Source organism: Alcaligenes nematophilus (assembly GCF_026344155.1).
Lineage (GTDB): Bacteria > Pseudomonadota > Gammaproteobacteria > Burkholderiales > Burkholderiaceae_B > Alcaligenes > Alcaligenes phenolicus.
In genome coordinates this window covers 273,741-297,020 of record NZ_JAPKMZ010000004.1, presented here as the reverse complement: position 1 = coordinate 297,020, position 23,280 = coordinate 273,741, and the positions used below count along the sequence as shown (strand labels likewise).

Sequence of the window (23,280 nt, the reverse complement as noted above, 5' to 3'; positions counted from 1 at the left end):
GTTCATGACAACTGATCTTCAGGAGCCGCGCCTTAATTGGGTTATGTGTGCCAGTGCCTCCGGTACGCACCGCATGGCGTACTGGGAGTGGGGCGATCCCGGTAACGATCAGGTCTTGATGTGCGTGCATGGTTTGACACGTACTGGCCGGGATTTTGATCAATTGGCTCAGCGCCTGTCCGAACGCTACCGTGTGGTAGCCCCCGATGTTGTGGGACGTGGCCGCTCTGATTGGCTGATTGATCCAGCCGCTTACGCCATTCCTCAATACGTTGCCGACATGTTGGTATTGATTGCCCGATTGCAGCCGGCACGGCTGGATTGGGTGGGCACATCCATGGGCGGTTTGATTGCCTTGGGTTTGCAAGGCGCGCAAGCCATGTCAGCCTTGCTGCGTCCGGCTCGCCCCGGACCAGGTCTGGGTGTCGAGCCCTTGCAACTGCCTTTGGGTCGAGTCGTTCTGAACGATGTAGGCCCGGCGCTGGATATGACAGGGCTGCAACGCATCAGTGAATACGTTGGGCAATCCGTGCTGTTTGATACCTTCGAGCAGGCGGTGGAGTATGTACGTTCCGTCTCGGCTTCCTTCGGGGAGCATTCCGCTGAAGAGTGGGCCGATATGTCCCGCCACGTCTTTGTGGAACATGAAGGCAAATGGCGTCGCCATTACGATTTGCGCTTGTCGCAAGCCTTTGCTCAGCAAGCGGATGTGGATTTGCAAGCGGCACAGGCTTTGTTGTGGGGCGCCTATGAGGGTTTGCCGGACAAGGTTCTGATCGTGCGAGGCCAAGAGTCCGATCTCTTGAAGCCAGAAGCGGCCCAGGAAATGTTGCGACGCAATCCCAATTCGCAATTGGTGACTATTCCCAATGTGGGGCATGCGCCCATGCTGCGCAATGCCGAGCAAATCGACCATATCGACTACTTTCTAGCTGGATAGCCCCTTATGAGTGTTCAGGCCCGCTTACCCGTTGATTTGCATTGCCATTCCATTTACTCAGATGGTGTGCTCAGCCCCGCGGAACTTGCCGCGCGTGCGCATGCTAACGGTGTGAAACTGTGGGCCCTGACGGATCATGACGAAATCGGTGGCTTGAAATTGGCCCGGCAATACGCCGAAGATCTGGGCATACGCTTTGTGGACGGGGTAGAAATCTCCGTCACTTGGGCGAATAAGACTATCCACATTGTGGGCCTGGGCGTGGACCCGAACCATCCTGCCTTGCAAAAGGCGCTGCATGATGTGCGTGCTGGCCGCGAGCAACGCGCCCGTCAAATGGGTGACCGCTTGGAAAAACTGGGTTTTCCCAATGCCTATGAAGGTGCAGTTCCATTTGCTGCCAATCCTGAACTGATCAGCCGCACGCACTTTGCGCGGTTTCTGGTGCAGCAAGGTTACTGCGTTGATATGAATGAGGCCTTTCGCCGCTACTTGGCGGATGGCAAGCCTGCCGCTGTGGAAACCGTCTGGGCCAGCCTGGAAGAGGCGGTGGGCTGGATACGTGAATCCGGCGGCAAGGCGATTATTGCCCACCCCGGACGTTACGAATTGGACGGCACCCGCAGCCATGCCTTGTATACCCAGTTTCTGGAATTGGGTGGTGTGGGGATTGAAGTGCTGACGGGCAGTCACACTCCGCAGGAATACAGCGTGTATACCCAGGTAGCACGCAGCTATGGTTTTGAAGTGTCCTGTGGTTCGGATTTTCATGGTCCCAGCGAAGGGCGTGTTGATTTAGGCGGTTTACCGCCTTTGCCCTCTGGATTGAAACCCGTTTGGCAGGAGTGGCTCTAGCAGGAGCCTTGAAAACGATGAATAAAGCCTTTGTGAAAGAGTCCGATCAGGACGATGACGACGATCTGGACGCCCCGGCCAGTGCGCTACCCAGTGGGACCAAGAATTACATGACGGTCCTGGGGTATCGCCGTTTGCGTGGCGAACTGAGCCATTTGATGAACAAGGAACGTCCCGAGGTGGTGCAGATCGTCTCCTGGGCGGCATCCAATGGTGATCGCTCCGAGAACGGCGATTATCTGTACGGTAAAAAACGCCTGCGGGAAATCGACCGCCGTATCCGCTTCCTGACCAAGCGTCTGGAAATTGCCGAAGTGGTCGATCCCGGCTTGCAGCCCAATCCCGATCAGGTGTTCTTTGGTGCAACCGTTGTTTATAGCGACAGCCAGGGTGAAGAGTTCACCATCACCATTGTGGGCGTGGACGAGGCCGAGCCTTTGCAGGGCCGTATCAGCTGGATTTCGCCGGTGGCCCGGGCCCTGATCAAGGCGCGTGAAGGCGACACCGTGGTGCTGCGCACCCCCGCCGGCAAGGAAGAGCTGGATATTCTGGAAGTGTCCTATCCCGAACCCGCACCAGCTCCTGATCTGGATGGAGACAGCCCGATTTGAACGCCGTACCGGGTCCGTATTGGAGATTACGGGGCGCGAATCGCTCCGGCCCCTCAAGACGTCTTGTCGAGCTTGCCGGGTTTGCTGTGTCTCCAGCCCCGCTTGCGGCCCCCTTGTTTGAACTGAATTTTCCCTTTTTGTGCACGCCATTTACCGATGTGACCTCTTGTGTCGCTTCCGGTTAAAATGGCGTGTTTTCTATTTCTCCCACCTTTTTTGCCCCTCCCGTATCGTGAGCCAAATCCTGTACTTTCCCGGTTCGTCCGTGCTCTCCGCATTTCGTCGTGAGCGTTTGCTAGAGCGTGTCGAGCAGCGTCAACTGCCTGTTGCCGACATTCTTGCCTTGCACGAATACTATGTCTGGACTGAAGAGTCCGGCCTGGATGCCAGTGCGCGTCAGCACCTCAGCGACCTGCTGGATGATGGTCTGCCTGCGCTGGACCCTCAGCCGCCTAAAGGCGCCTTGGTTCTGCGTGTCATTCCTCGTTTGGGGACCGTGTCACCCTGGGCCAGTAAAGCGACTGACATCGCTCATAACTGTGGCTTGCAAGCGGTACGTCGTATCGAGCGTGGCGTGCGTTACATCATCACCCCCAAGCGTGGCTTGCTGGGTGCCAAGGAACTGGATCAGGCTCAGCTGGAGCAACTGGCTGCCTTGCTGCACGACCGCATGACCGAAACCGTGGTTGGTTTGGAGTTTGACGGTCAGGCGCTGTTCACCCAACTGGAAGGCAAGCCCATCCAGACCGTGGATGTTCTGGGTGGTGGCGTGGCGACCTTGAAGCAGGCCAACGAGGAAATGGGTCTGGCGCTGTCCGAGGACGAAATTGAATACCTGATGGATGCCTTCACGCGTCTGGGTCGTAACCCGCACGATGTGGAATTGATGATGTTCGCGCAAGCCAATAGCGAACACTGTCGTCACAAGATTTTTAACGCACAGTGGGTAATTGACGGTCAAAACCAGGGCAAGACCTTGTTTGGCATGATTCGCGAAACCCACGCGGCTCAACCTGAAAACACTGTGGTGGCTTATGCGGATAACGCCGCCATCATGACGGGCGGCCCCGTTACTCTGTTCCATGCCGGTATTGATGATCAGGCCAACGAGCCTGTGTATCAGCGCCACGAAGCACTGGTTCACACCTTGATGAAGGTGGAAACTCATAACCACCCAACCGCAATTGCTCCTTTCCCCGGTGCATCTACCGGTGCCGGTGGCGAGATTCGTGACGAAGGCGCAACAGGCCGTGGTTCCAAGCCCAAAGCAGGTTTGACCGGCTTTACCGTGTCCAATCTGTGCTTCCCTGAGCAAATGGAACCCTGGGAAAAAGATTCCCACGGCATTCCTGACCGTATCGCCAGCCCGCTGGACATCATGATTGAAGGCCCGATTGGTGGTGCCGCCTTCAATAACGAATTTGGTCGTCCTAATCTGCTGGGTTACTTCCGTACCTTTGAGCAAACGGCTGGCGATCAGCGCTGGGGCTATCACAAGCCCATCATGATTGCTGGTGGTCTGGGTTCGATTGACGATCGCCTGACTCACAAAGATCCTTTGCCAGTGGGCGCCTTGCTGATTCAGCTGGGTGGTCCTGGTATGCGTATTGGTATGGGTGGTGGTGCTGCGTCCAGTATGGGCGTGGGTGCCAACCGTGCTGAACTGGACTTTGACTCCGTGCAGCGTGGTAACCCGGAGATGGAACGCCGTGCCCAGGAAGTGATCGACCGCTGCTGGCAGCAGGGCGAGAATAACCCCATTATTGCCATCCACGACGTGGGGGCGGGCGGTCTGTCCAACGCCTTCCCGGAACTGGTGAACGATGCCGAGCGTGGCGCTATTTTTGAACTGACTCGCGTTCCTCTGGAAGAGTCGGGTCTGTCGCCTGCTGAAATCTGGTCCAACGAATCCCAGGAGCGTTACGTCCTGGCCATTCTGCCCAAGGATCTGCCGCGTTTCGAGCGCATTGCTCAGCGCGAGCGCTGCCCCTTTGCCGTCGTGGGTGTGGCGACTGAAGAGCGCCAATTGCGCGTGACTTTCGGCGAAGGCCTGCCTGGCGTGGACGAAGTGCACACCCCCAAGAGCATCGAGGAACGTCCTGTTGACGTGCCTATGGATGTGATTCTAGGTAAAGCCCCACGCATGGAACGCGACGTCAAGCGTCTGGACGGCGTGGCCGAACCGCTGGACCTGACCGTTATTCCGTTGACCGAAGCCATGCACCGGGTGCTGCGTCACCCCACTGTGGCCAACAAGACTTTCCTGATCAGCATTGGTGACCGTAGCGTGGGTGGCCTGTGCAGTCGCGATCAGATGGTTGGCCCATGGCAAGTGCCTGTGGCCGACTGCGCCGTGACCCTGGCTGACTTTGAAGGCGTACGTGGCGAAGCCATGTCCATGGGCGAGCGTAGTCCTAGCGCCATGATCGACGCTGCAGCCTCGGGCCGTATGGCTGTGGCTGAAGCCCTGACCAACCTGGTCGCCAGCGATGTGCGTGACCTGAAAGACGTCAAATTGTCCGCCAACTGGATGGCCGCTTGCGGCGTGGATGGCCAGGACGCTGCCTTGTTCGACACGGTTCAGGCTGTTAGCCAGTGGTGCCAGAGCCTGGGCCTGTCCATTCCTGTGGGCAAGGACTCCCTGTCCATGCGTACCAGCTGGGAGCAGGACGGTGAGTCCCGTCAGGTGATTTCGCCAGTTTCCCTGGTGGTGACCGCTTTTGCTCAAGTGGCGGATGTGCGTCGCACGCTGACCCCCCAACTGCAAACCAATGTGGGCGATACCGCTTTGGTCTTGATTGATCTGGGGCAGGGCAAGCAGCGCATGGGTGCGTCCGTATTGGCTCACGCCTTCAATCAGGTTGGCCAGTCCGTGCCCGATATGCAGGACGCCGAAGCCATGCTGGCGTTTGTGAAGGTGATTCGCCAATTGGCCGACCAGGATCTGATCCTGGCCTACCACGACCGTTCCGACGGTGGTCTGGCCGCGACCGTGGCCGAGATGGCCTTTGCGGGTCACACCGGCGTGTCCGTGAATCTGGACATGCTGACCATCGACCCTCATGCTGCCGATTGGGGCGATTACAAGATTCGTGCCGAACAGGTTTCCGTGCAGCGTGATGAAATCACCTTGCGCGCCTTGTTCAACGAAGAGGCTGGTGCTGTTATCCAGGTGCCATTGGCCCAGCGTGATCAGGTCATGCAAACTCTGCGTGAAGCAGGTTTGTCGGCTCACTCCCACGTGATTGGTAGTCTGAACAAGACTGATCAGGTCGAGTTCTATCGCGATGGTGCTTGCATTTACCAAGCCCCTCGTGTGGAACTGGCGCAACAGTGGAGTGAAGTTAGCCGCCGCATCATGGAGCGTCGCGATAACCCCGCTTGCGCACAGGCTGAATTCGATCGCTGGGAAGACGTGCAAGATCCAGGCATCTCGCCGCGTGTCATGTTCAACCCGCAAGAAGATATTGCTGCTCCCTTCATCGCTACCGGCAAGCGCCCACGCGTTGCCATCTTGCGCGAACAGGGTTGCAACAGCCAGGTCGAAATGGCCTGGGCCTTTGACACGGCCGGTTTCGAAGCCGTTGACGTACACATGACCGATTTGCTGTCGGGTCGCGCATCGCTGGAAGGCATGCAGGGCATGGTGGCTGTGGGTGGTTTCAGCTACGGCGACGTTCTGGGCGCGGGTGAAGGCTGGGCCAAGACCATTCGTTTCAACAACCAGTTGTCGGATCAGTTTGCTGCCTTCTTCGGTCGCAGCGATACCTTCGGTCTGGGTATTTGTAATGGTTGCCAGATGATGGCCGCTTTGGCTCCCATGATTCCAGGTGCAGAATTCTGGCCACGCTTTACCCGTAACCAGTCGGAAAAATACGAAGCTCGTTTCTCCAGTGTGGAAATTGCCTCTTCGCCATCCTTGTTCTTCAAGGGCATGGAAGGAACGCGCCTGCCAGTAGCCGTGGCTCACGGTGAAGGCTTTGCCAACTTCCAGCGTCAAGGCGATGCGTCCAAGGTCGCCGCTGCGGTTCACTTTGTGGATCATCGCGGTCAGCGCACCGAACAGTATCCGCTGAACCCCAACGGCAGCCCTTACGGTTTGACCGGCGTAACCACGGCAGATGGCCGCTTCACCATCATGATGCCTCACCCGGAACGCGTGACGCGTAACGTCATGATGTCCTGGACGCCAGAGCAGTGGGGCGCCGCCGATCAGGGTGCTGATCAGATGGCAAATGGTGGATTTACTCCCTGGATGCGGATGTTTCGCAACGCTCGGGTCTGGATTGCGTAATTGCTTACGCGTATAATCGATTTTTGGACGGAGTTATAAAAGCATGCGTCTCATCAAGAAAGCACTGACCTTCGACGATGTGTTGTTGGTTCCCGCTTACTCCGAGGTTCTGCCTCGCGATACATCCTTGCTCACCCGCTTTACGCGGGACATCACCCTGAATATCCCGCTGGTTTCGGCTGCCATGGACACGGTAACCGAAGCGCGTCTGGCTATTGCCATGGCACAGGAAGGCGGTATCGGGATCATCCACAAGAACCTGACGGCGGATGCTCAAGCACGTGAAGTTGCACGTGTGAAGCGTCACGAGTTCGGTATTGTGATTGATCCGGTTACCGTGACGCCCACCATGAAGGTGCGCGATGCCATCAACCTGCAGCGTCAACACGGTATTTCCGGTTTGCCTGTAGTTGAAGCCGGCAAGCTGGTGGGTATTGTTACCAACCGCGATCTGCGCTTTGAAGACCGCCTGGATCTGCCTTTGCGTGATGTCATGACGCCTCAAGAGCGTCTGATCACCATGCACGAAGGCGCCACGCTGGACGAAGCTCAGGCCCTGATGCACCGCCACCGTCTGGAGCGCGTGCTGATCGTTAACGATCAGTTCCAGCTGCGTGGTCTGGCAACGGTTAAGGATATTGTCAAAAACACCGAGCACCCTCTGGCCAGCAAAGACAGCCACGGTCAATTGCGCGTTGGCGCTGCGGTCGGTGTGGGTGATGGTACTGAAGAACGTGTCGAGAAACTGGCCGCAGCCGGTGTGGACGTGGTGGTGGTGGACACTGCCCACGGTCACTCCCGTGGCGTGATCGAGCGCGTTCGCTGGGTCAAGAAAAATTTCCCTCGCATTCAGGTTATTGGTGGCAACATTGCTACCGCTGATGCCGCTCGCGCTCTGGTCGAGGCCGGTGCAGATTGTGTCAAGGTTGGTATTGGCCCTGGCTCTATTTGTACGACTCGTATCGTGGCCGGTGTGGGTGTACCTCAAATTACAGCGATCGCTGACGTTGCCAAGGCATTGGAAGGTACAGGCGTACCTTTGATCGCTGACGGCGGTATCCGCTTCTCCGGCGATGTGTCCAAGGCTTTGGCCGCTGGCGCTTCCGCTTGCATGATGGGCGGTATGTTTGCCGGTACTGAAGAGTCTCCGGGTGAAGTTGTGCTGTTCCAGGGCCGTTCGTACAAGTCCTACCGCGGTATGGGTAGCTTGGGCGCCATGGTCGATGGTTCGGCTGATCGCTACTTCCAGGATCCTTCGAACAACGCGGACAAGCTGGTTCCTGAAGGTATTGAAGGCCGCGTGCCTTACAAGGGCAGTGTGATTGCCATTATTTACCAATTGGTTGGCGGCATCCGTGCTTCCATGGGCTACTGCGGTTGCAAATCCATCGAGGAATTGCACGCCAAGGCTGAGTTCGTGGAGATTACGGCTGCGGGTGTACGTGAGTCTCACGTACATGATGTGCAGATCACCAAGGAAGCGCCTAACTACCGCGCTGACTGATCTTAGCCAGTCTCTTGCATGCCAGAAACCGCCAGCCTTTGGGTTGGCGGTTTTTTTTGTGTATCGCCTTTGTGTTGTGGGGTAGGGGGTAGTCTCAGGATAGACGCCTCTTGCGGTCTGAGTGGGGGCGTGGGGCGGACCGCTTGCCGGTGCTGCGCACCGGTGCCCTTGGCGGTGTCGGGATACGGGCGCACTCTGAACTCACCCGGTGATTGGTCCCCCGGACCAATCACAAGCGTCGGGTTCAAACAGCAGAGTGCTTGCATCCCGTATCTCGACACCGCCCGCGGCAAGCAGTCTGACTCGCCCCACGCCCCCACTCAGGCCGCAAGAGGCTCAGATCGAGAAATACTTATCCCCGCCTGATTTTTGTGCTTAGGATTTTTTTTGGTGTGTTGGTGTGTTGGTGTGTTGGGTTAATTCGCAAACTAATGGCCGATAGCTGGCAAATCAGTTCATAGCAGGAGTTGGGTATAAAACTCCCATATTTCTTATTTGGCAGGGGCTGCTTTGGTTTTGAACAGCCATTGTTGAGGCGGCCATTGAGCCAGGATCACCCCCGCCAGGGTCAGCAGTCCACCGCTCACATGGTGTGCGCCCAGTTGTTCGCCCAGCAATGGGATGGCCAGCATGGCGGTCATGAAGGGCAGGATGTTCAGGAACAGGCTGCATCGGGCCGGGCCCAAGCGTGTGATGCCTTGGATCCAGCAGTAGGGCAGCAGGACGGAGGCCAGGATGCCTGCGTACAGGATCAGGGGGACTGTTTGCTCATTCAATTGAGTTCGTTCAGCCGGTAGCCAGAAGAAGACGGGCAGCAGGGTGATCAAGGCTCCCCAGGCTTGAAGATAGGTCGATTGCCAGGCTGGCACAGTGATATGCCATTTCTTCAAAAAAACACTGTAAAAGGCGTAGCTCAATGCCGCTGTCAGCATCAGCAAGTCGCCAGAGCGGACTCCTTGGCTTAGCAGTTGCATGGGATGGCCGCCGCTAATCAACCAGACTGTTCCAAACAAGGCCAGCAGGGCGCCGGGCAGCATGCCGCGAGGGCCAGAGCCTGGCAGCAGCAGACGTGTGGTCAACAGGGTCAGTAGGGGTGTCAGTGCGGTAATCACGGCCATATTGGTGGCACTGGTGCTGGCTGCTGCCCAATAAGACAGGCATTGATAAAACGCCATACTCAGAAATCCCAGAAACAGCAGTTTGGGTAGTTGAGGACGGATCGAGTGCCAGTGTCGCCAGACAGGGCGAGCGGCAAACAGGCTCATGATGGCCAGCGCCAGCACGACTCGATAAAAACTCATGGCAGGTGCGGCGATCAGGCCGTGCGCCATTTTGGAAACAATGACATTGCCGGACCACAACAGCATGGTCACCAGCGGATAAGCATAGTTGCGCATTGGAAGCATCCATCAATAAGGAAGACGTATGCTCGCTGTAGACCGACTTGCCTGTCTTTCGCTAAACTGACTTGAATTAGCGCAAATGGGACAGCTTGTGCTTGATCCTCTTATTCATATTCCGGTTGAGCTGGCCAAGATGCCTATTAGTGGTTTGGCAGCAGACTATCCGGACGGCCATCTTATTCACGAACATCAGCATGTACGTGCGCAGTTCTTGTACGCCGTGCAAGGGGTGATGGTGATTGATGCCCAGGAAGGGCGCTGGGTGGTTCCTCCTAGCCGTGGCGTTTGGCTGCAACCGGGTCGTCCTCATACGGTTCGCATGCGCGGGCAGGTCAAAATGCGCACGATCTTTGTGGATGAGGATGCTGCTCCGGGCTTGCCGGCGCGTAACTGCGTGCTGGATGTCAGCCCTTTGCTACGGGAGCTGATTCTGGAGGCCAGCCGAATTCCTTTGGTGTATGCGCAAGACAGTCGCGATGGCCGCTTGATGCGTTTATTGCTGGATGAACTGCGTGAGTTGCCTGTATTGCCGTTTCATCTGCCCTGGCCCGAAGAGCCGCGCTTGCTACTGGTGTGTCGACATCTGGAGGCTAGCCCCGATGATGATAGAGATGCAGATGCCTGGGCCAGGCAACTGGCCATGAGCGTCAAAACTTTCCACCGCCTGTTTCGTCGCCATACCGGCATCAGCTTTGGGCAATGGCGTCAATTCGCTCGCTTGTTGGGGTCTTTGGAGGGCTTGGCAGCCGGTGAGCCTGTTGTGCAAGTGGCTCTGCAGCACGGTTACGCCAGCCAAAGCGCATATGCCGCCGTGTTCCGGCGGCATTTTGGGGTCACTCCCAGAGAGTTTTATCGCTCTAAAGACAGCGCGGGCGACGCAGTTTAGTCCGCTAGCTCTAGTAAAAGCCGGGCCAGCATGTCGGGGTGTGTCATCAACGCGCAGTGCCCACTTTCCAACTCTCGGAATTCCCAGTCTTTCTGCTGACGGGCCCATTCGCGCGAGGTATCCACCCCTCTGAACGTAGGCTGTATGCAGGAGATATAGGAGCAAGGGCGGCCATTGCCGATGACGGGGTTCTGTAAGCGCAGGGAAGAGCGGTAGACGCTAAGCGGCTGTGGTGTCAGGCGGTTACCGACAAAGTGTAGATCTTCTGTGGCATGCAGGCCCAGTGCACTCAGTGGAGGAGGGGGGACGGCAGGAATGGCGCTTTTCCCAGCAGAGGCCACCATGCTGTCGACAATCTTTTCTGGCAGGGTGTCGAAGGTGCTGGTGCCGCTGGGCAGGATAAAGGCGTCCAGGTAAATCAGTTGTTGAATGCAGCGCGGCATGACGTCGGCGACGCCGCTAATGACCAGTCCTCCAAAGCTGTGGCCCACCAGAACCACGTTGGAGAGTTCCTCCCAACGTATCAAATTAGCGACATCATCTACAAAGGTATTCAGGGTGATGTCCGCACTAAGCAAGTGGCTGCGTTCGCCCAGGCCTGTCAGTGTGGGGGTATAGACTTTATGCCCCTTGGCCCGTAGCCGGGCAGCCAGTCTGGACCAGCACCAGCCACCGTGCCAGGCACCGTGAACCAGCACAAAGGTCAGGCTGTCGGAGACTTCGTCCGTATCTTCCTGACATTCGTAGGCAAAGCTGTGCGAGCGGGCACCGGAGGGGCCGGGAGCAGGGATATAGCTGCCGCCGCCTTGTTGTTGTGTGGCCTGTGCAGGTCGGGATTCCTGGTGTTCATTAAGTTCGCTCGGACGAGGGGTACGACTCGAAGACATGCTGAAACTCCCAAAATGGCTGCATGTACTGTAGCTGCCTTGCCGCATGAATGCCAGTGATGCAGGACAATTTCGGCCTGGAGTATTTCTGCGACTCCCTAAGCGGCGCTACACAGCGTAAAATAGATCCTTTACCGCTTTATTATTGGCTCGATACTTTCATGCACCAGCGAATTCTGATTCTTGATTACGGCTCCCAGGTCACCCAGCTTATTGCGCGTCGCGTACGCGAAGCCGGTGCGTACTGTGAAATTCACCCCGGTGATGTCAGCGATGAATTCATCCGTTCCCAAGAAGGCCTGAAAGGGATCATTCTGTCGGGCAGCCACGCCTCGGTCTACGCCGAAGACGCTCTGCAAGTTCCTGCCGCCGCGTTTGAAGCCGGCGTACCTGTTCTGGGCATTTGCTACGGCATGCAAGCCATGGCCCGCCAACTGGGCGGCGTTACCGAAGGTTCGGACAAGCGTGAATTCGGTTACGCCGAAGTCCGCGCCCATGGCCACACCAAGCTGCTCGATGGTATCCAGGATTTCGCTACGGCAGAAGGCCACGGCATGCTCAAAGTCTGGATGAGCCACGGCGACAAAGTGACCGCCTTGCCTCCCGGCTTCAAGCTGATGGCTTCCACGCCTACATGCCCCATCGCCGGTATGGCTGATGAAGATCGCGGCTTCTACGCGGTTCAGTTCCACCCCGAAGTCACCCACACCGTTCAAGGCGGCGCCTTGTTCGAGCGCTTTGTGCGCGACATCTGCGGCTGCGTGGGCGATTGGAACATGCCCGACTACGTGCAAGAGGCTATTGCCAATATCCGCGAACAAGTCGGCGACGAAGAAGTTATTCTGGCTCTGTCCGGCGGTGTGGATTCCTCCGTCGCTGCCGCTCTGATCCACCAGGCTATCGGTGACAAGCTGACCTGCGTATTCGTGGACCACGGCCTGCTGCGTCTGAACGAAGCCCAGCAAGTCATGAGCACCTTCGCTGACAATATGGGTTTGAAGATCATCCATATCGACGCTTCCGACCGCTTCCTGGGCAAACTGGCCGGTGTGACTGACCCAGAAGCCAAACGCAAGATCATCGGCCGTGAATTTGTGGAAATCTTCCAGGAAGAAGCCGCCAAACTCAGCAACGCCCGTTGGTTGGCCCAAGGCACAATCTACCCGGACGTAATCGAGTCCGCCGCCGCTAAATCCGGTAAAGCCACTGGCATCAAATCCCACCACAACGTGGGCGGCCTGCCAGATACGCTGAACCTGAAACTGCTGGAACCCCTGCGCGAACTGTTCAAGGACGAAGTGCGCAAACTAGGCGTAGCCCTGGGCCTGCCGCCAGCAATGGTCTACCGTCACCCCTTCCCAGGCCCAGGCTTGGGTGTCCGTATTCTGGGTGAAATCAAGCGCGAATACGCAGATCTGCTGCGTCAAGCCGATGCCATCTTCATCGAAGAGCTGCGCAACACGGTTGACGAAGAAACCGGCAAGAACTGGTACGACCTGACTTCCCAGGCCTTCACCGTCTTCTTGCCAGTGAAAAGCGTAGGCGTAATGGGCGATGCTCGTACCTATGAGTACGTTGTTGCCATGCGTGCCGTGCAGACCACCGACTTCATGACAGCTGACTGGGCTGAATTGCCATACTCCTTGTTGAAGCGTACCTCTGGTCGCATCATCAATGAAGTGCGTGGCATTAACCGTGTGACGTACGACGTCAGCAGCAAGCCGCCAGCGACGATTGAGTGGGAGTGATCCCGCGTCTGGCACGGCCAGGCTCCTGATGGCATAAAAATCCGCTAAGCCCGCGTAATTGCGGGCTTTTTTGCGCAATTCTGTCTGGCATTCCTAGGCCGCTAAGATGCAAATAGCTACCGAGCCGCGACCTCATAAGCCTTGCGTAAAGTGTGATGCAGTGATGTTTGTAATAGTGGATGTATTGACGGATGCTGTTTCCTAGCTGCTCGATGCTCAGGAAGCAATGCAAATAGAACAGTTCGGATTTGAGCTTGTCGCCACGGTGTGGGGCAACGGTGACTTGTGAGAGATAGGCCGTCAATGCGGAGTGTCAATCCGATGCGCGAGAGCGTTGTAAGCAGAAAGTGCTCGATATTCTATATCTACATGAGAATTATTAACATCTGTGGCGTACAATAAGTAACCCTTCGTTCGTCCGCTTCTTCTGGTGCGATAGAGCCAGCCGCAGCACATGCATAGTACGACGGGGCCCGTCGTATGGATGTGACTTTGACTGAGCCGTGTTAGCCCGCTATTACAGAGATTTGCTGAACTTTTGCATGCGCAAGGTGCGTGACCGTGACATCGCGGCTGACCTGGCGCAAGAAAGTTATGCGCGCGTGCTGGCCATGCAGCAGACCGGTGAGGCCATTCGCGAGCCCGGCGCATTGCTGCGTCAGGTGGCGTTAAATACCAGAATCGACTGGGAACGCCGTGCCAGCATCCGCCAGCACGACGACATTCATGCCTTGCTGGAAGCAGATCAGCCGCGCGGCCCGCAAGCGCTGCAGCCCGAGCAGGCCTATGCTGCGTCTCAAACCGTGCAAGCCTACCTCGACACTATCGAAGCCTTGCCGCCCCGGTGCCGCGAAGCCTTTTTCCTGTATCTGTTCGAAGATATCACCAATCAGGAGATTGCTGACCGTATGGGCGTGTCGGTCAGCATGGTGGATCGTTACATCAAGCGCGGTAAACTCGCTTGCATGGCTTGCCGGGAGGAGCTCGATAGTGACAATTGAGTACATGCTTTCCGTGGCCAACATTTCCGGTGGGGGTGTGGTTTTGCCCCTGATAGTGCGTCTATACCAATAATATGAGCCGTTTTTCTCCATCCTCGCATGCATCTTCAGTCCCATTTGATGAGGCTGTGGAGGCGCGCGAGTATGAAGAGTTCTTTCGTCAGCAAGATCTTGTGCATGTTGCCGCCGTGGATTGGCATACCCGCTGGGAGAGGGGCTTGAGCGCTGCCGAGCAGGCAGAATTCCAGCTATGGCTGAATACGGATCCGGCACATGCCGCTGCCTATGCCCATCTTGATGACGGCATGATGGTGCTGCATAGCGCATCAGCACAGCAGACGCAGCACATGGCTCAGGGGCGTCCATCTTGTTTCAATCATGCCTCGGGCCAGTTCGAGCATGTTGATAGGAATACGGCCCGGCGCCAAAAATCCGTTAACGTCTTGGGCAGGTGGTCATCACTCTTTGGCCTGTCATCACGCCGAAACTGGTTCGCGTTCTGTTTCGTGGCGTTTTTGGCCGTTGGTATCAGTTGGCACCAATGGGGGCAGGGTCGGTTCTTCTCGACGCAGTACGCGGTCAAGCGCGGACAAAGCCAGACGATTGCCTTGCCCGACGGCAGCGTGCTAGTGCTCGATGCAGAAACGCAGGCGAAGGTCATCTTTTACCGTGATCGGCGTGAGGTGCGTATTAAAGAGGGGCAAGTCATGTTTTCCGTCGCGCCTGATCGTGACAGCCCCTTTCAGGTACTGGTGGGCCGTGCGCGAGTCACCGTTGTGGGGACACGTTTCTCCGTGCGCTATCGCCAGACGGGCATGGATGCCGACACTGTCAACGTCGCGGTGGAAGAAGGGCATGTGCGAGTGGCTGACGTGGGTGGTTGGTTTGGCAGAGGGGCCGGTGCCGAGGTCAACTTGGTAGCAGGGCAAGGTCTGAGCATGGCGGCGGATGGCCACATGGGCAAGGTCTCTGCAGTTGCACCAGGTAGCATTGCACTGTGGCGCAAAGGGCTGGTGCACTTCGAGAATACATCACTGGGCGATGCTTTGGTGGAGTTGGAGCGCTACGGCTCGACGGGGCTGGTAGTGCGTGATCCGGCTGTCGCCGCCATGCCCATCGGCGGCAGTTTTCAGGTGACCCGCCCCGATGAGTTTGCCCGGATGGTGAGACAGATCCTGCCCGTCAGGCTGGTACCCCGCGAAGCCGGAAAGTTTGAAATCACCTTGCAGCGCTAGGCTTGTTGACCCTACATCTGCTGGGCAAAAAAAAAAGATCGTGACACAGGTGTAGTTTCGGGTGGGCTGGTGCGTCTTTAAGGGTAGTGAGTCGTATTTTTATTCATTACTCGATTTGTAAAGGACGTTTCTATGCCGTTGGCGCACCCTCATTTCCGTCTGGCCCCGCTTGCGTTGGCCATCACGTTTGCACTGGCTACGCCGGGCATCACCTATGCACAGGCTACCGTAAGCAGCACACAAGCGGTTACGCTTTCCATTGCTGCGCAACCCTTATCGTCTGCGCTCAACGAACTGTCGGCAGCTACTGGTACAGCAATTGGTTTTTCTCCAGCACTCGTGTCGGGTAAAACTGCGCGCGCGGTCAGAGGCGAGCTGACGGCGCAGCAGGCGGTGGATCAGATGCTTTCCGGCAGCGGACTGCTTGCCACGCAGGAGGGTGGCGGCATTGTCATAAAAGCCGCTACGCGCGCCGATGACGTGCCAATCCTGGACGCTGTGACGGTCAGTGCCAGTCAGCTTGGCCCTACCACCGAAGGCACCGGCTCGTATACGACTGGCAGCATGAACACGGCCACTCCCTTGTCCTTGTCCATCCGCGAAACTCCACAGTCGGTCAGTGTGGTGACGCGCGAGCGTATGACGGATGCGGGCATGACCTCAGTGGAGGATGCCTTGGCCTTTACGACAGGGATGACGGTGAAGGCCACGGGTGGTGAACGCAATACGTATAGTGCTCGAGGTTTTGATGTATCCAATATCCAGGTGGATGGTCTGACGGTTGATCACGATTCGGATACCCTGGGATCAGCCAGTTTGGCTATGTACGACCGTATCGAGGTTGTGCGGGGGGCGGCGGGCCTGCTGGAAGGCGCAGGAAATCCGTCGGCATCCATTAATCTGGTACGTAAACGGCCGACGTCGACCTGGCAGACCTCCTTGACGGCGGCACTGGGGCGTTGGGATGATTATTCGGGTAGCGTGGATACAGGCGGTCCCCTGAACGCCAGTGGCACCTTGCGCGGCCGCGTAGTGGCCTCTTTGCAGGATGCCGATACGTTCACTCAAGGGTATGGCCACAAGCGCAAGCTGTTCTATGGCATCGTAGAGGCGGATTTGACCGACCGCACTTTGCTGACCTTGGGGGGGTATTACAACAAGGAAGACAACCCTGGCGCTGACTGGAACGGTTTGCCCACGCGTGCTGACGGTAGCTTTTATGACTTTGATCGTTCGGTGCGCGCCAGCCCGACCTGGTCATACTGGAACAAGACAAATGTGAATTTCTTCGGTGAGCTCAAGCACACGTTTGAGAATGATTGGGATGTGTCTTTGAAGGGACAGTACCTAGATGGCAAGCTGGATATGTTAGGTACTTCATTGCTGGGGCGTAGTGCGGAGGATACGTTTCTTTATAACATCGGGCAGTATCGCTACCACCATAAGAATACCTCGTTGGACTTACGTGCGACAGGGCCTTTCACTTTGTTCGGAAGATCTCATCAGTTGGCCGTGGGTGCCAACTATCGCCATCGCGTCGATAGCGACGGCCCCGGCGGTTGGCCGAGCGCCTATGAGTATGGCTTTGACCCGATGCACTGGCAGGACACCGTAGCCCCACCTATGCCCGAAATGAACTGGATGTGGTCGAGTGACGGAGATGTGAAAGAGTATGGTGCGTATTTCACGGGCAAGTTCAATTTGCTGGATGGGCTTAATCTATTCGCTGGCGGGCGTTTCAGTTGGTATGAACTGGATCAGACTCTCAAAAGCGGCACCTACCTTGGCAAGACAGCCTATGAGGCTAAAGGGGAGTTTACCCCTTATGCTGCCTTGACCTATGATCTGTTTGAGCAGCACACGGTATATGGCTCGGTCACCGGTATCTTCAGGCCACAGAATTACAGTTCGACTTCAGGCGCTTTGCTTGACCCCGTTGAGGGTACCAATTATGAGCTGGGCATCAAGGGCGAATACCTAGACGGCAGGCTTAATGCCAGTCTGGCCGTTTTTCAGATTAACCAAAGTAATTTGCCGGAAAGCCTGCCTTTGTTGCTGTGTCGCTCGGGGCAATCATGCTACGCGGCAGCGGGTGAAATTCGTAGCCGTGGGGTGGAACTGGAAGTCTCCGGTAATCTGACAGACGCCTGGAGCGTGTTTGCCGGATATGCGTATCAGCAGGCCGAATACCGTAAGGATTCGGTCAATGGTAAAGCGGGTGATGCTTATGCCACGACGACGCCTCGCAACTTGCTGACCTTATCCACGGTGTACCAACTGCCTGGGGCGCTGGCCAATTGGCGGGTTGGTGCATCGGCGCGCTTTCAGAGTGCGGTGCACAGCTCTATTGCTGGGGAGGGGCCAGCGGTCAGACAAGGCGCTTATGGTATTGTCAACACCATGATCGGATACAGCCCGAACTCTCATCTTGACTTGCGCTTGAACGTCAATAACCTGTTCGATAAATACTATTACCGCACTGTTAGTTACCCTCGTAATGGCAATCTGCTGGGTGAGCCGCGTAGCTTCATGCTAACGGCGCAATACAAGTTCTAGTTCGTAGGGTGGAATAGCGTCCGCCGTTGTTCGCCCTGGGTGGCACGGCATTGTTTTGCACCTGGCCTGAATAACACTACCTCTACGCTCTATTTAGACAACCTGATGGAGGGATCGTTCTCAGCGGCGGATGCCACACATGCCATCCCTAAAGACCAGATTTAGTTGGCGCAGCCGAAAACAAACGTCAAAGGCGAAGAAATTTTTGCCCACATACGCAAGGCCATCGTCGATGACCCGCACAACCGCTTTTCCGTTCCCCACCCTGTCTAACGTGGTCTGATCTGGATCGTCGATGCTGCGGCGAATATGCTCGTATACACCACATCCTCAGCGAAGGCATCTGGACGGCCCGTGCCACTTATGACACTGTTACCAGTATGAGATAGGTCAGGCAGGGGTAAGAACGAAATTCTGGCCATCGATCCCGATGCTGGCAAAGTCTTAGTACCGACCTTCAGCACTGGCGCCATCAAACGTCGGTTGACTTGCCAGCACTCCCAAACAGTCTGGCGCTACGCAACGTGCTGGCCAAGTTCGTCAGAGCAACCTTCGACTGGAAAGCTGCTATGAACCAGTTTGCTATCATGTTCGGCGAACGGTTTACTGCGGCACGGGGATAACAACTTTTAAAACGCCTCGCCCACAGAAATACGGACAGGCTCGGCAATGCGCTAGACGTGCCTAACGTAATTAAATTATGGCTTTTTTGCATGTGACCGAACAAGTTGAACAAGTCGAGCAGACCTATAAACAGGCATCAGCGACGCTATACGCTATTCAAGCTCATTCGACTGTTTGAACACATAGTGCCGTAAACACAGCCTGCAGGGCAGGCCCCCTTACCCCGAGCCTACCCCCTCCAAGCAGCTTTTCCACAAACACTCAAAGACAGAAAATTACGCAATATCCCGAAACGCCTCCCGCAAAGCCCGCGCACCATTTGTCAGCAACCCAACATCCGACCCTACCGCGACAAACACGGCCCCCAGTTGCAAGTAAGTGCGAGCCAGAGCCGCGTCGCCACTAAGAATACCTGCCGCTTTACCTGCTTTACGAATCTCACCGATAGCGGTGGCTATTGCCTGCTGCACTTCAGGGTGTCCAGGATTACCCAAATGTCCCATCGACGCCGCTAGGTCAGCGGGACCGATGAAGACTCCGTCTACGCCGCTGACCTGTGCAATCTCGGGCAGGGCTGCCAGACCCGCCATGCTTTCAACCTGCACCAGCGTACAAATCTGGGCATCCGCCTGGGCCAGGTAATCGGGAATTTGTTGCCAGCGTGAAGCTCGCGCCAGGGCTGCTCCGACGCCGCGTACCCCAACCGGGGGATAGCGCGTGGCGGCGACGATACGCGTGGCTTGTTCGGCGCTTTCGACCATTGGGATGAGCAGGGTCTGGGCCCCCACATCAAGTAAGCGTTTGATTTCTACGGTGTCATCACTCGCGGCACGGACAACCGCGTGCGCCGGTGTGCCCGCCAAGGCTTGCAATTGCGCCAAGGTGGAGGGCACGGTGTTGGGGGCGTGCTCGTTGTCGATCACCAGCCAGTCGTATCCGCTACCTGCGAGTAATTCGGCGGTGTAAGCGTTGGCCAGGCCCAGCCATAGGCCAATGACCGGATCGTTCTTGTCAAGCGCTTGTTTGAAGGAGTTATGCATAGCTGAATCTTGAAGAGTGATGGTTCAGACGAAGTGGCAGCCGACGCTGCCCAGTGGTCCGAAGTCCGCATGAAAGGTGTCGCCCGTGTTGGCATGCACGGGACGGGTGAAAGAGCCCGAGAGCACGATGTGTCCCGGTTCAAGGCCACTGTCGAATGCCGCCAGGCGGTGGCATAGCCATGCAACCCCGTTGGCGGGGTGGTTTAGAACACCTGCCGACAGGCCTGTTTCTTCGATCACGCCATTACGCATCAGCAATGCGCCCACCCAGCGCAAGTCCAGATCATCCACACGCACTGGACGGCCACCAAGGATCACGCCTGCATTTGCCGCATTGTCGGCAATGGTGTCGACCACTCGTCGAGGTCGCCTGGTTTCACGGTCTAGTTGTTCGGAGCGCGCATCAATGATTTCCAGTGCAGGCATCACGTAGCGGGTGGCGTCCAGCACATCTAACAGTGTTACCTGCTCGCCCGCCAAGCGGCGGTTCAGGATGAAAGCCAGTTCCACTTCCACTCTGGGATGGATTAACTGATCGCGTTGGATTTCACTGCCATCGCCCCAGAGCATGTCATCGAGCAGCACACCGTAGTCTGGCTCATCAATCTGTGAAGCCATTTGCATCGCCCTTGAGGTGAGGCCGATCTTGTGGCCGACGATGCGCTGGCCACGGGCAAGCTTCATCTGTACCCAGGCATGCTGGATGGCATAAGCGTCGGTGATGCTCATCTCGGGATAGCTCAGCGAAATCTGACGTATCTGCTCGCGAGAGCGCTCGGCCTTATCCAGGTATTCGGCGCTTTGGCGCACTTCATTTGCATTCAACATCTGGGCCTCCGGAATGTGTCGGGGCGGGGGCTTGCCAGCTCAACAACTGCTGCGCCTGCCCCTGGTCTTTCAGGGCCTGCCATTGCAGGGGAGAGGGCGTTAAAAGCTGGAAATCGGCTGATACCTTGCAGTACCAGCCAGGACTGTGAAGACGCCCGATCAAGGCCATGGGCAAGGGGTCGATGAACATTCTTGTGACATCGGTAACGGCCTCATCGCACAGGTGTACGCCCACGATGTCTGCCAGTACAAAGGTGCGTATACCGTCGATATCAATCAACTGGCGTACCTTGCATTCCATCGAACATGGACTCGATCCGATTCTTGGTACGGCCACCTGCTGGCTCGGGAGCATTTCAAGCTCCGCCTCTTCGGCTTCATTAAGCCCGGTCTCAAAGTCTATGGAGGTGATGGCCATGCGCCCGGCCATGTTTTCCGAGACCAGATTGACCACAAATTCGCCCTGGTCGACGATGTTGCGTGCTGTGTCCTTGAGTTCACCCGCGCGCGAACCGATGCAAAGGCACAGCAGCGGTGGATCTCCGGACATCACATTGAAAAACGAAAACGGCGCGACGTTGACCGCACCTGAGGTACTGCACGAACTTACCCATGCGATGGGTCGGGGAATCACCGTAGAGTGCACCAGCTTGCTACGTTGCGCGCTGCTTAAAGCTTCCATATCGAAATACATGTCTCACTCCTGCTAGCTATACATTTAGCGATTGGCGATGGGGCCCGTTTGCTGCTCATTTTCTGCGACACCTGCGCTGCGAGCCGTGGCCTGATGCAGCTCGATCAGGTTTCCTGCAGGATCGCGCAGGAACAACTGTTTGAGGTTGGGAGAGGCAACATTGTCGAGAGTGAAGTACTCGATGCCTTGCTCCACCAGTTCTTGTTCGGCGGCGAGTATGTCCTCGACGGCAAGGGCAAAGTGATTCGAGACTGGGTCCTGATCTGGTCCTTTGGCGTACTGGGAAACACCTTCGCAGCCAAGAATGTGCAGCTGGGTGCCATTGGGCAGGTTGAACCAGGAACCGTAAATGCCAGGAATCTTCCAGCGAGACGGGTCTTGTGGCAAAGCCAGCACGTTGCGATAGAAATCAAGCATGGCATCGGCCTGCGCATGATTGACGCCGAAACCAACATGGTGCAGTTCAATTACTTTCATGGTGTATAGGCTCCTTCGGGATTTTTTAATTGAGGCTTGGCCTTTGATTGTGGTGAAGCAATGGAAATATAGTACGACTATCGTATTATACGCAAGTGGTACTATTTCTATGCGCTATGATTCCCCACCTTCCCTTTGGTATTGATCCTGATCCAGCATGCAACGGCCCAAAACATCTGCTTCTACGCCATCTTTCACCGCTCTTAAGGCAGTACGTCCGCACTTGGAGCTGATGCGAGCAAGTGCTGACGAAACCACCAACCCAAGCCGTGCAGGGCTAGGCTTGTTGATGCTGTGGCTGTGTGACGATATTGAGCAAAGCGCTAACAGCCGCCTTGCGTCATTCGGGCTGTCAGAGAACAAATTCGATGTGCTGATGTTTTTCAGTCTGGCAGAGCGCGGATTGGTGGAGAGCCAGGCGATCACTCCGTCCAACATCGCGGAGTATTTCGGTGTGACGCGCTCCACAGTGACATCCTTACTGGACTGGCTGGAAAAACGCGATCTGCTGCGCCGCAAGTTAAGTACCGAGGACCGACGCAGTTTTGCCTTGGAGTTAACGGATGAAGGCCGTAAGTTGGTGGACGAAGCACTGCCGGCGTTTTGGCAAATGTGCGAATCGCTAACCAGCAGTCTGGATGAAGAGGAGTGCGAGGTACTACAAAAGCTGCTCGCCAAACTCTGGACCCAGCTCAAGTCCGGCGCTAAAACGGGCCGTCGCTAAGCAGCAGTACGGCAGACAGGCTTTTAATCTAGTGCTTAAAGCCGATTATCGCTGTGTCCACCACCCGGCCCAGACCCCCGAGCCAGCTCCATAAACGCCTGCAGATAATCAATCACCGTTTCCGTCTCCCTCATCCCCAGGAAGATCTGCTTGGCGATGCCGTGCCTGCCCAACTTGACCGGCACTACGTCCAGTTTCTCCGCATACTCTTCCACCAGCCATCGCGGCAGCGCCGCTACGCCACGGCCACTGGCAACCATCTGCATCATGATGTCCGTCGTCTCAATCGTTTTATGACGTCGGGGGGCGATACCAGCAGGCAGCAGAAACTGGTTGTAGATATCCAGCCGGTCTATGTCCACCGGATAGGAAATCAGTATTTCCCTGTCCAGGTCCTTAGGCTTGGCGTAGTCCACATTCGCCAGGGCATGGGCCTTGTTCACTACCAGCACCTGCTCGTAGTCGAATACGGGCTCGAACTTCAGGCCGGGTTTGTAAAGCGGGTCGGGGGTGACCAGCAGATCAATTTCATACCCAAATAGCGCACCGATCCCGCCAAACTGAAATTTCTGCTTCACATCCACATCCACGTCTGGCCAGGCGCTAAGGTACGGCGAGACGATCTTAAGCAGCCATTGATAGCAGGGGTGGCATTCCATGCCGATGCGCAGTGATCCTCGCTCGCCTTGAGCGAACTGGCCCAGGCGTTCTTCTGCCAGATCCAGCTGCGGCAGGACGCGGTTGGCGACGGCCAGCAGATACTGCCCGGCTTGAGTCAGTTGCAGGCTGCGGCCTTCGCGACGCCAGATTTCTGTGCCCAGTTGCTGCTCCAGTTTTCGCATGGTGTGGCTAAGGGCAGATTGGGTAACGTGCAGCACGGCAGCGGCGGCGGTCAGGGACCCTTGCTTGTCAACTTGCTGCACAACGGCCAGGTGGATGCGCTCTAACATGATACGTGAATGATATTCATGGG

18 protein-coding genes are annotated in these 23,280 nt (G+C 56.6%); 11 read left to right on the top strand and 7 right to left on the bottom strand.

The genetic code is table 11. The annotated features are described in order from the left end of the window. Positions 1-43: 43 nt before the first annotated feature. The 5 genes from OSH04_RS12625 to guaB all read left to right on the top strand — a co-directional run bounded on the left by OSH04_RS12625 (position 44) and on the right by guaB (position 8,204). Complete coding sequence (locus tag OSH04_RS12625; protein WP_266108690.1) at positions 44-940, top strand: alpha/beta fold hydrolase; 897 nt, start codon at positions 44-46, stop codon at positions 938-940. Positions 941-946: 6 nt separating this feature from the next. Continuing rightward, positions 947-1,795 (top strand): 3',5'-nucleoside bisphosphate phosphatase, encoded by an 849-nt coding sequence (locus OSH04_RS12620; protein ID WP_060185962.1) that lies wholly within the window; start codon positions 947-949, stop codon positions 1,793-1,795. A gap of 17 nt (positions 1,796-1,812) precedes the next feature. Further along, positions 1,813-2,406: a transcription elongation factor GreB gene (greB, locus tag OSH04_RS12615; protein ID WP_009457980.1), complete on the top strand. Its 594-nt coding sequence runs from the start codon at positions 1,813-1,815 to the stop codon at positions 2,404-2,406. A 232-nt stretch (positions 2,407-2,638) separates the two neighbouring features. Beyond that, entirely contained in the window at positions 2,639-6,700 is a 4,062-nt protein-coding gene (gene purL / locus OSH04_RS12610) for a phosphoribosylformylglycinamidine synthase (RefSeq protein ID WP_266108595.1), read from the top strand. A 43-nt stretch (positions 6,701-6,743) separates the two neighbouring features. Next, positions 6,744-8,204 carry an IMP dehydrogenase gene (guaB, locus tag OSH04_RS12605; protein ID WP_009457979.1) on the top strand — a complete coding sequence of 487 codons (1,461 nt, stop codon included), beginning with the start codon at positions 6,744-6,746 and terminating at the stop codon, positions 8,202-8,204. Between the two features lie 491 nt (positions 8,205-8,695). Here guaB and OSH04_RS12600 read toward each other — a convergent pair whose 3' ends face one another. Next, complete coding sequence (locus OSH04_RS12600) at positions 8,696-9,601, bottom strand: DMT family transporter (protein WP_266108594.1); 906 nt, start codon at positions 9,599-9,601, stop codon at positions 8,696-8,698. A gap of 85 nt (positions 9,602-9,686) precedes the next feature. Here OSH04_RS12600 and OSH04_RS12595 point away from each other — a divergent pair, with 85 nt between their 5' ends. Further along, positions 9,687-10,493, top strand: a complete 807-nt coding sequence (locus OSH04_RS12595) for an AraC family transcriptional regulator (RefSeq protein ID WP_247965559.1) — start codon at positions 9,687-9,689, stop codon at positions 10,491-10,493. Here the strand turns inward: OSH04_RS12595 and OSH04_RS12590 are convergent. After that, positions 10,490-11,380, bottom strand: coding sequence for an alpha/beta fold hydrolase (locus OSH04_RS12590; RefSeq protein WP_088452648.1), 891 nt, complete (start codon positions 11,378-11,380; stop codon positions 10,490-10,492). The two genes, OSH04_RS12595 and OSH04_RS12590, sit on opposite strands and share 4 nt — an antisense overlap. A 161-nt stretch (positions 11,381-11,541) precedes the next feature. On the opposite strand from OSH04_RS12590, the gene guaA reads away from it, so the two are divergent. From guaA to OSH04_RS12565, 4 genes are all read left to right on the top strand, one after another. Next, the gene (gene guaA / locus OSH04_RS12585; protein ID WP_083053949.1) at positions 11,542-13,128 is read left to right on the top strand and encodes a glutamine-hydrolyzing GMP synthase; all 1,587 of its coding nucleotides are present in this window, start codon (positions 11,542-11,544) and stop codon (positions 13,126-13,128) included. A 503-nt stretch (positions 13,129-13,631) separates the two neighbouring features. Next, the gene (locus OSH04_RS12575; protein WP_060185943.1) at positions 13,632-14,129 is read left to right on the top strand and encodes an RNA polymerase sigma factor; all 498 of its coding nucleotides are present in this window, start codon (positions 13,632-13,634) and stop codon (positions 14,127-14,129) included. 74 nt (positions 14,130-14,203) lie between these two features. Continuing rightward, positions 14,204-15,364 carry a FecR family protein gene (locus OSH04_RS12570; RefSeq protein WP_266108592.1) on the top strand — a complete coding sequence of 387 codons (1,161 nt, stop codon included), beginning with the start codon at positions 14,204-14,206 and terminating at the stop codon, positions 15,362-15,364. Positions 15,365-15,496: 132 nt separating this feature from the next. Then, positions 15,497-17,920 carry a TonB-dependent siderophore receptor gene (locus OSH04_RS12565; protein WP_266108591.1) on the top strand — a complete coding sequence of 808 codons (2,424 nt, stop codon included), beginning with the start codon at positions 15,497-15,499 and terminating at the stop codon, positions 17,918-17,920. Between the two features lie 899 nt (positions 17,921-18,819). On the opposite strand, the gene hpaI is transcribed toward OSH04_RS12565, so the two are convergent. From hpaI to OSH04_RS12545, 4 genes are read right to left on the bottom strand one after another with little or no spacing between them, the layout of a single operon-like run. Then, a complete protein-coding gene (gene hpaI, locus OSH04_RS12560; RefSeq protein WP_266108590.1) occupies positions 18,820-19,584 on the bottom strand; it encodes a 4-hydroxy-2-oxoheptanedioate aldolase in 765 nt (254 codons plus the stop codon). 24 nt (positions 19,585-19,608) lie between these two features. Next, positions 19,609-20,412 (bottom strand): 2-oxo-hept-4-ene-1,7-dioate hydratase, encoded by an 804-nt coding sequence (gene hpaH, locus OSH04_RS12555; protein WP_254003058.1) that lies wholly within the window; start codon positions 20,410-20,412, stop codon positions 19,609-19,611. Further along, complete coding sequence (locus tag OSH04_RS12550; RefSeq protein ID WP_266108589.1) at positions 20,396-21,106, bottom strand: flavin reductase family protein; 711 nt, start codon at positions 21,104-21,106, stop codon at positions 20,396-20,398. Before OSH04_RS12550 ends, hpaH begins: the two co-directional genes overlap by 17 nt. 24 nt (positions 21,107-21,130) lie before the next feature. Then, complete coding sequence (locus OSH04_RS12545; RefSeq protein ID WP_035268061.1) at positions 21,131-21,583, bottom strand: VOC family protein; 453 nt, start codon at positions 21,581-21,583, stop codon at positions 21,131-21,133. Between the two features lie 157 nt (positions 21,584-21,740). On the opposite strand from OSH04_RS12545, the gene OSH04_RS12540 reads away from it, so the two are divergent. After that, positions 21,741-22,307 (top strand): MarR family winged helix-turn-helix transcriptional regulator, encoded by a 567-nt coding sequence (locus tag OSH04_RS12540; protein WP_338150067.1) that lies wholly within the window; start codon positions 21,741-21,743, stop codon positions 22,305-22,307. A gap of 35 nt (positions 22,308-22,342) precedes the next feature. Here the strand turns inward: OSH04_RS12540 and OSH04_RS12535 are convergent, their stop codons facing one another. Then, positions 22,343-23,257 (bottom strand): LysR family transcriptional regulator, encoded by a 915-nt coding sequence (locus OSH04_RS12535; RefSeq protein WP_247965530.1) that lies wholly within the window; start codon positions 23,255-23,257, stop codon positions 22,343-22,345. Positions 23,258-23,280 lie beyond the last annotated feature (23 nt).

Bases quoted from the DNA above. Each gene is read 5' to 3' on its own strand.
- OSH04_RS12625 (WP_266108690.1), top strand. From the start codon at position 44: ATGTGTGCCAGTGCCTCCGGTACGCACCGCATGGCGTACTGGGAGTGG.
- OSH04_RS12620 (WP_060185962.1), top strand. From the start codon at position 947: ATGAGTGTTCAGGCCCGCTTACCCGTTGATTTGCATTGCCATTCCATT.
- greB (WP_009457980.1), top strand. From the start codon at position 1,813: ATGAATAAAGCCTTTGTGAAAGAGTCCGATCAGGACGATGACGACGAT.
- guaB (WP_009457979.1), top strand. From the start codon at position 6,744: ATGCGTCTCATCAAGAAAGCACTGACCTTCGACGATGTGTTGTTGGTT.
- OSH04_RS12600 (WP_266108594.1), bottom strand. From the start codon at position 9,601: ATGCGCAACTATGCTTATCCGCTGGTGACCATGCTGTTGTGGTCCGGC.
- OSH04_RS12595 (WP_247965559.1), top strand. From the start codon at position 9,687: ATGGGACAGCTTGTGCTTGATCCTCTTATTCATATTCCGGTTGAGCTG.
- OSH04_RS12590 (WP_088452648.1), bottom strand. From the start codon at position 11,380: ATGTCTTCGAGTCGTACCCCTCGTCCGAGCGAACTTAATGAACACCAG.
- guaA (WP_083053949.1), top strand. From the start codon at position 11,542: ATGCACCAGCGAATTCTGATTCTTGATTACGGCTCCCAGGTCACCCAG.
- OSH04_RS12570 (WP_266108592.1), top strand. From the start codon at position 14,204: ATGAGCCGTTTTTCTCCATCCTCGCATGCATCTTCAGTCCCATTTGAT.
- OSH04_RS12565 (WP_266108591.1), top strand. From the start codon at position 15,497: ATGCCGTTGGCGCACCCTCATTTCCGTCTGGCCCCGCTTGCGTTGGCC.
- hpaI (WP_266108590.1), bottom strand. From the start codon at position 19,584: ATGCATAACTCCTTCAAACAAGCGCTTGACAAGAACGATCCGGTCATT.
- hpaH (WP_254003058.1), bottom strand. From the start codon at position 20,412: ATGTTGAATGCAAATGAAGTGCGCCAAAGCGCCGAATACCTGGATAAG.
- OSH04_RS12550 (WP_266108589.1), bottom strand. From the start codon at position 21,106: ATGTATTTCGATATGGAAGCTTTAAGCAGCGCGCAACGTAGCAAGCTG.
- OSH04_RS12545 (WP_035268061.1), bottom strand. From the start codon at position 21,583: ATGAAAGTAATTGAACTGCACCATGTTGGTTTCGGCGTCAATCATGCG.
- OSH04_RS12540 (WP_338150067.1), top strand. From the start codon at position 21,741: ATGCAACGGCCCAAAACATCTGCTTCTACGCCATCTTTCACCGCTCTT.
- OSH04_RS12535 (WP_247965530.1), bottom strand. From the start codon at position 23,257: ATGTTAGAGCGCATCCACCTGGCCGTTGTGCAGCAAGTTGACAAGCAA.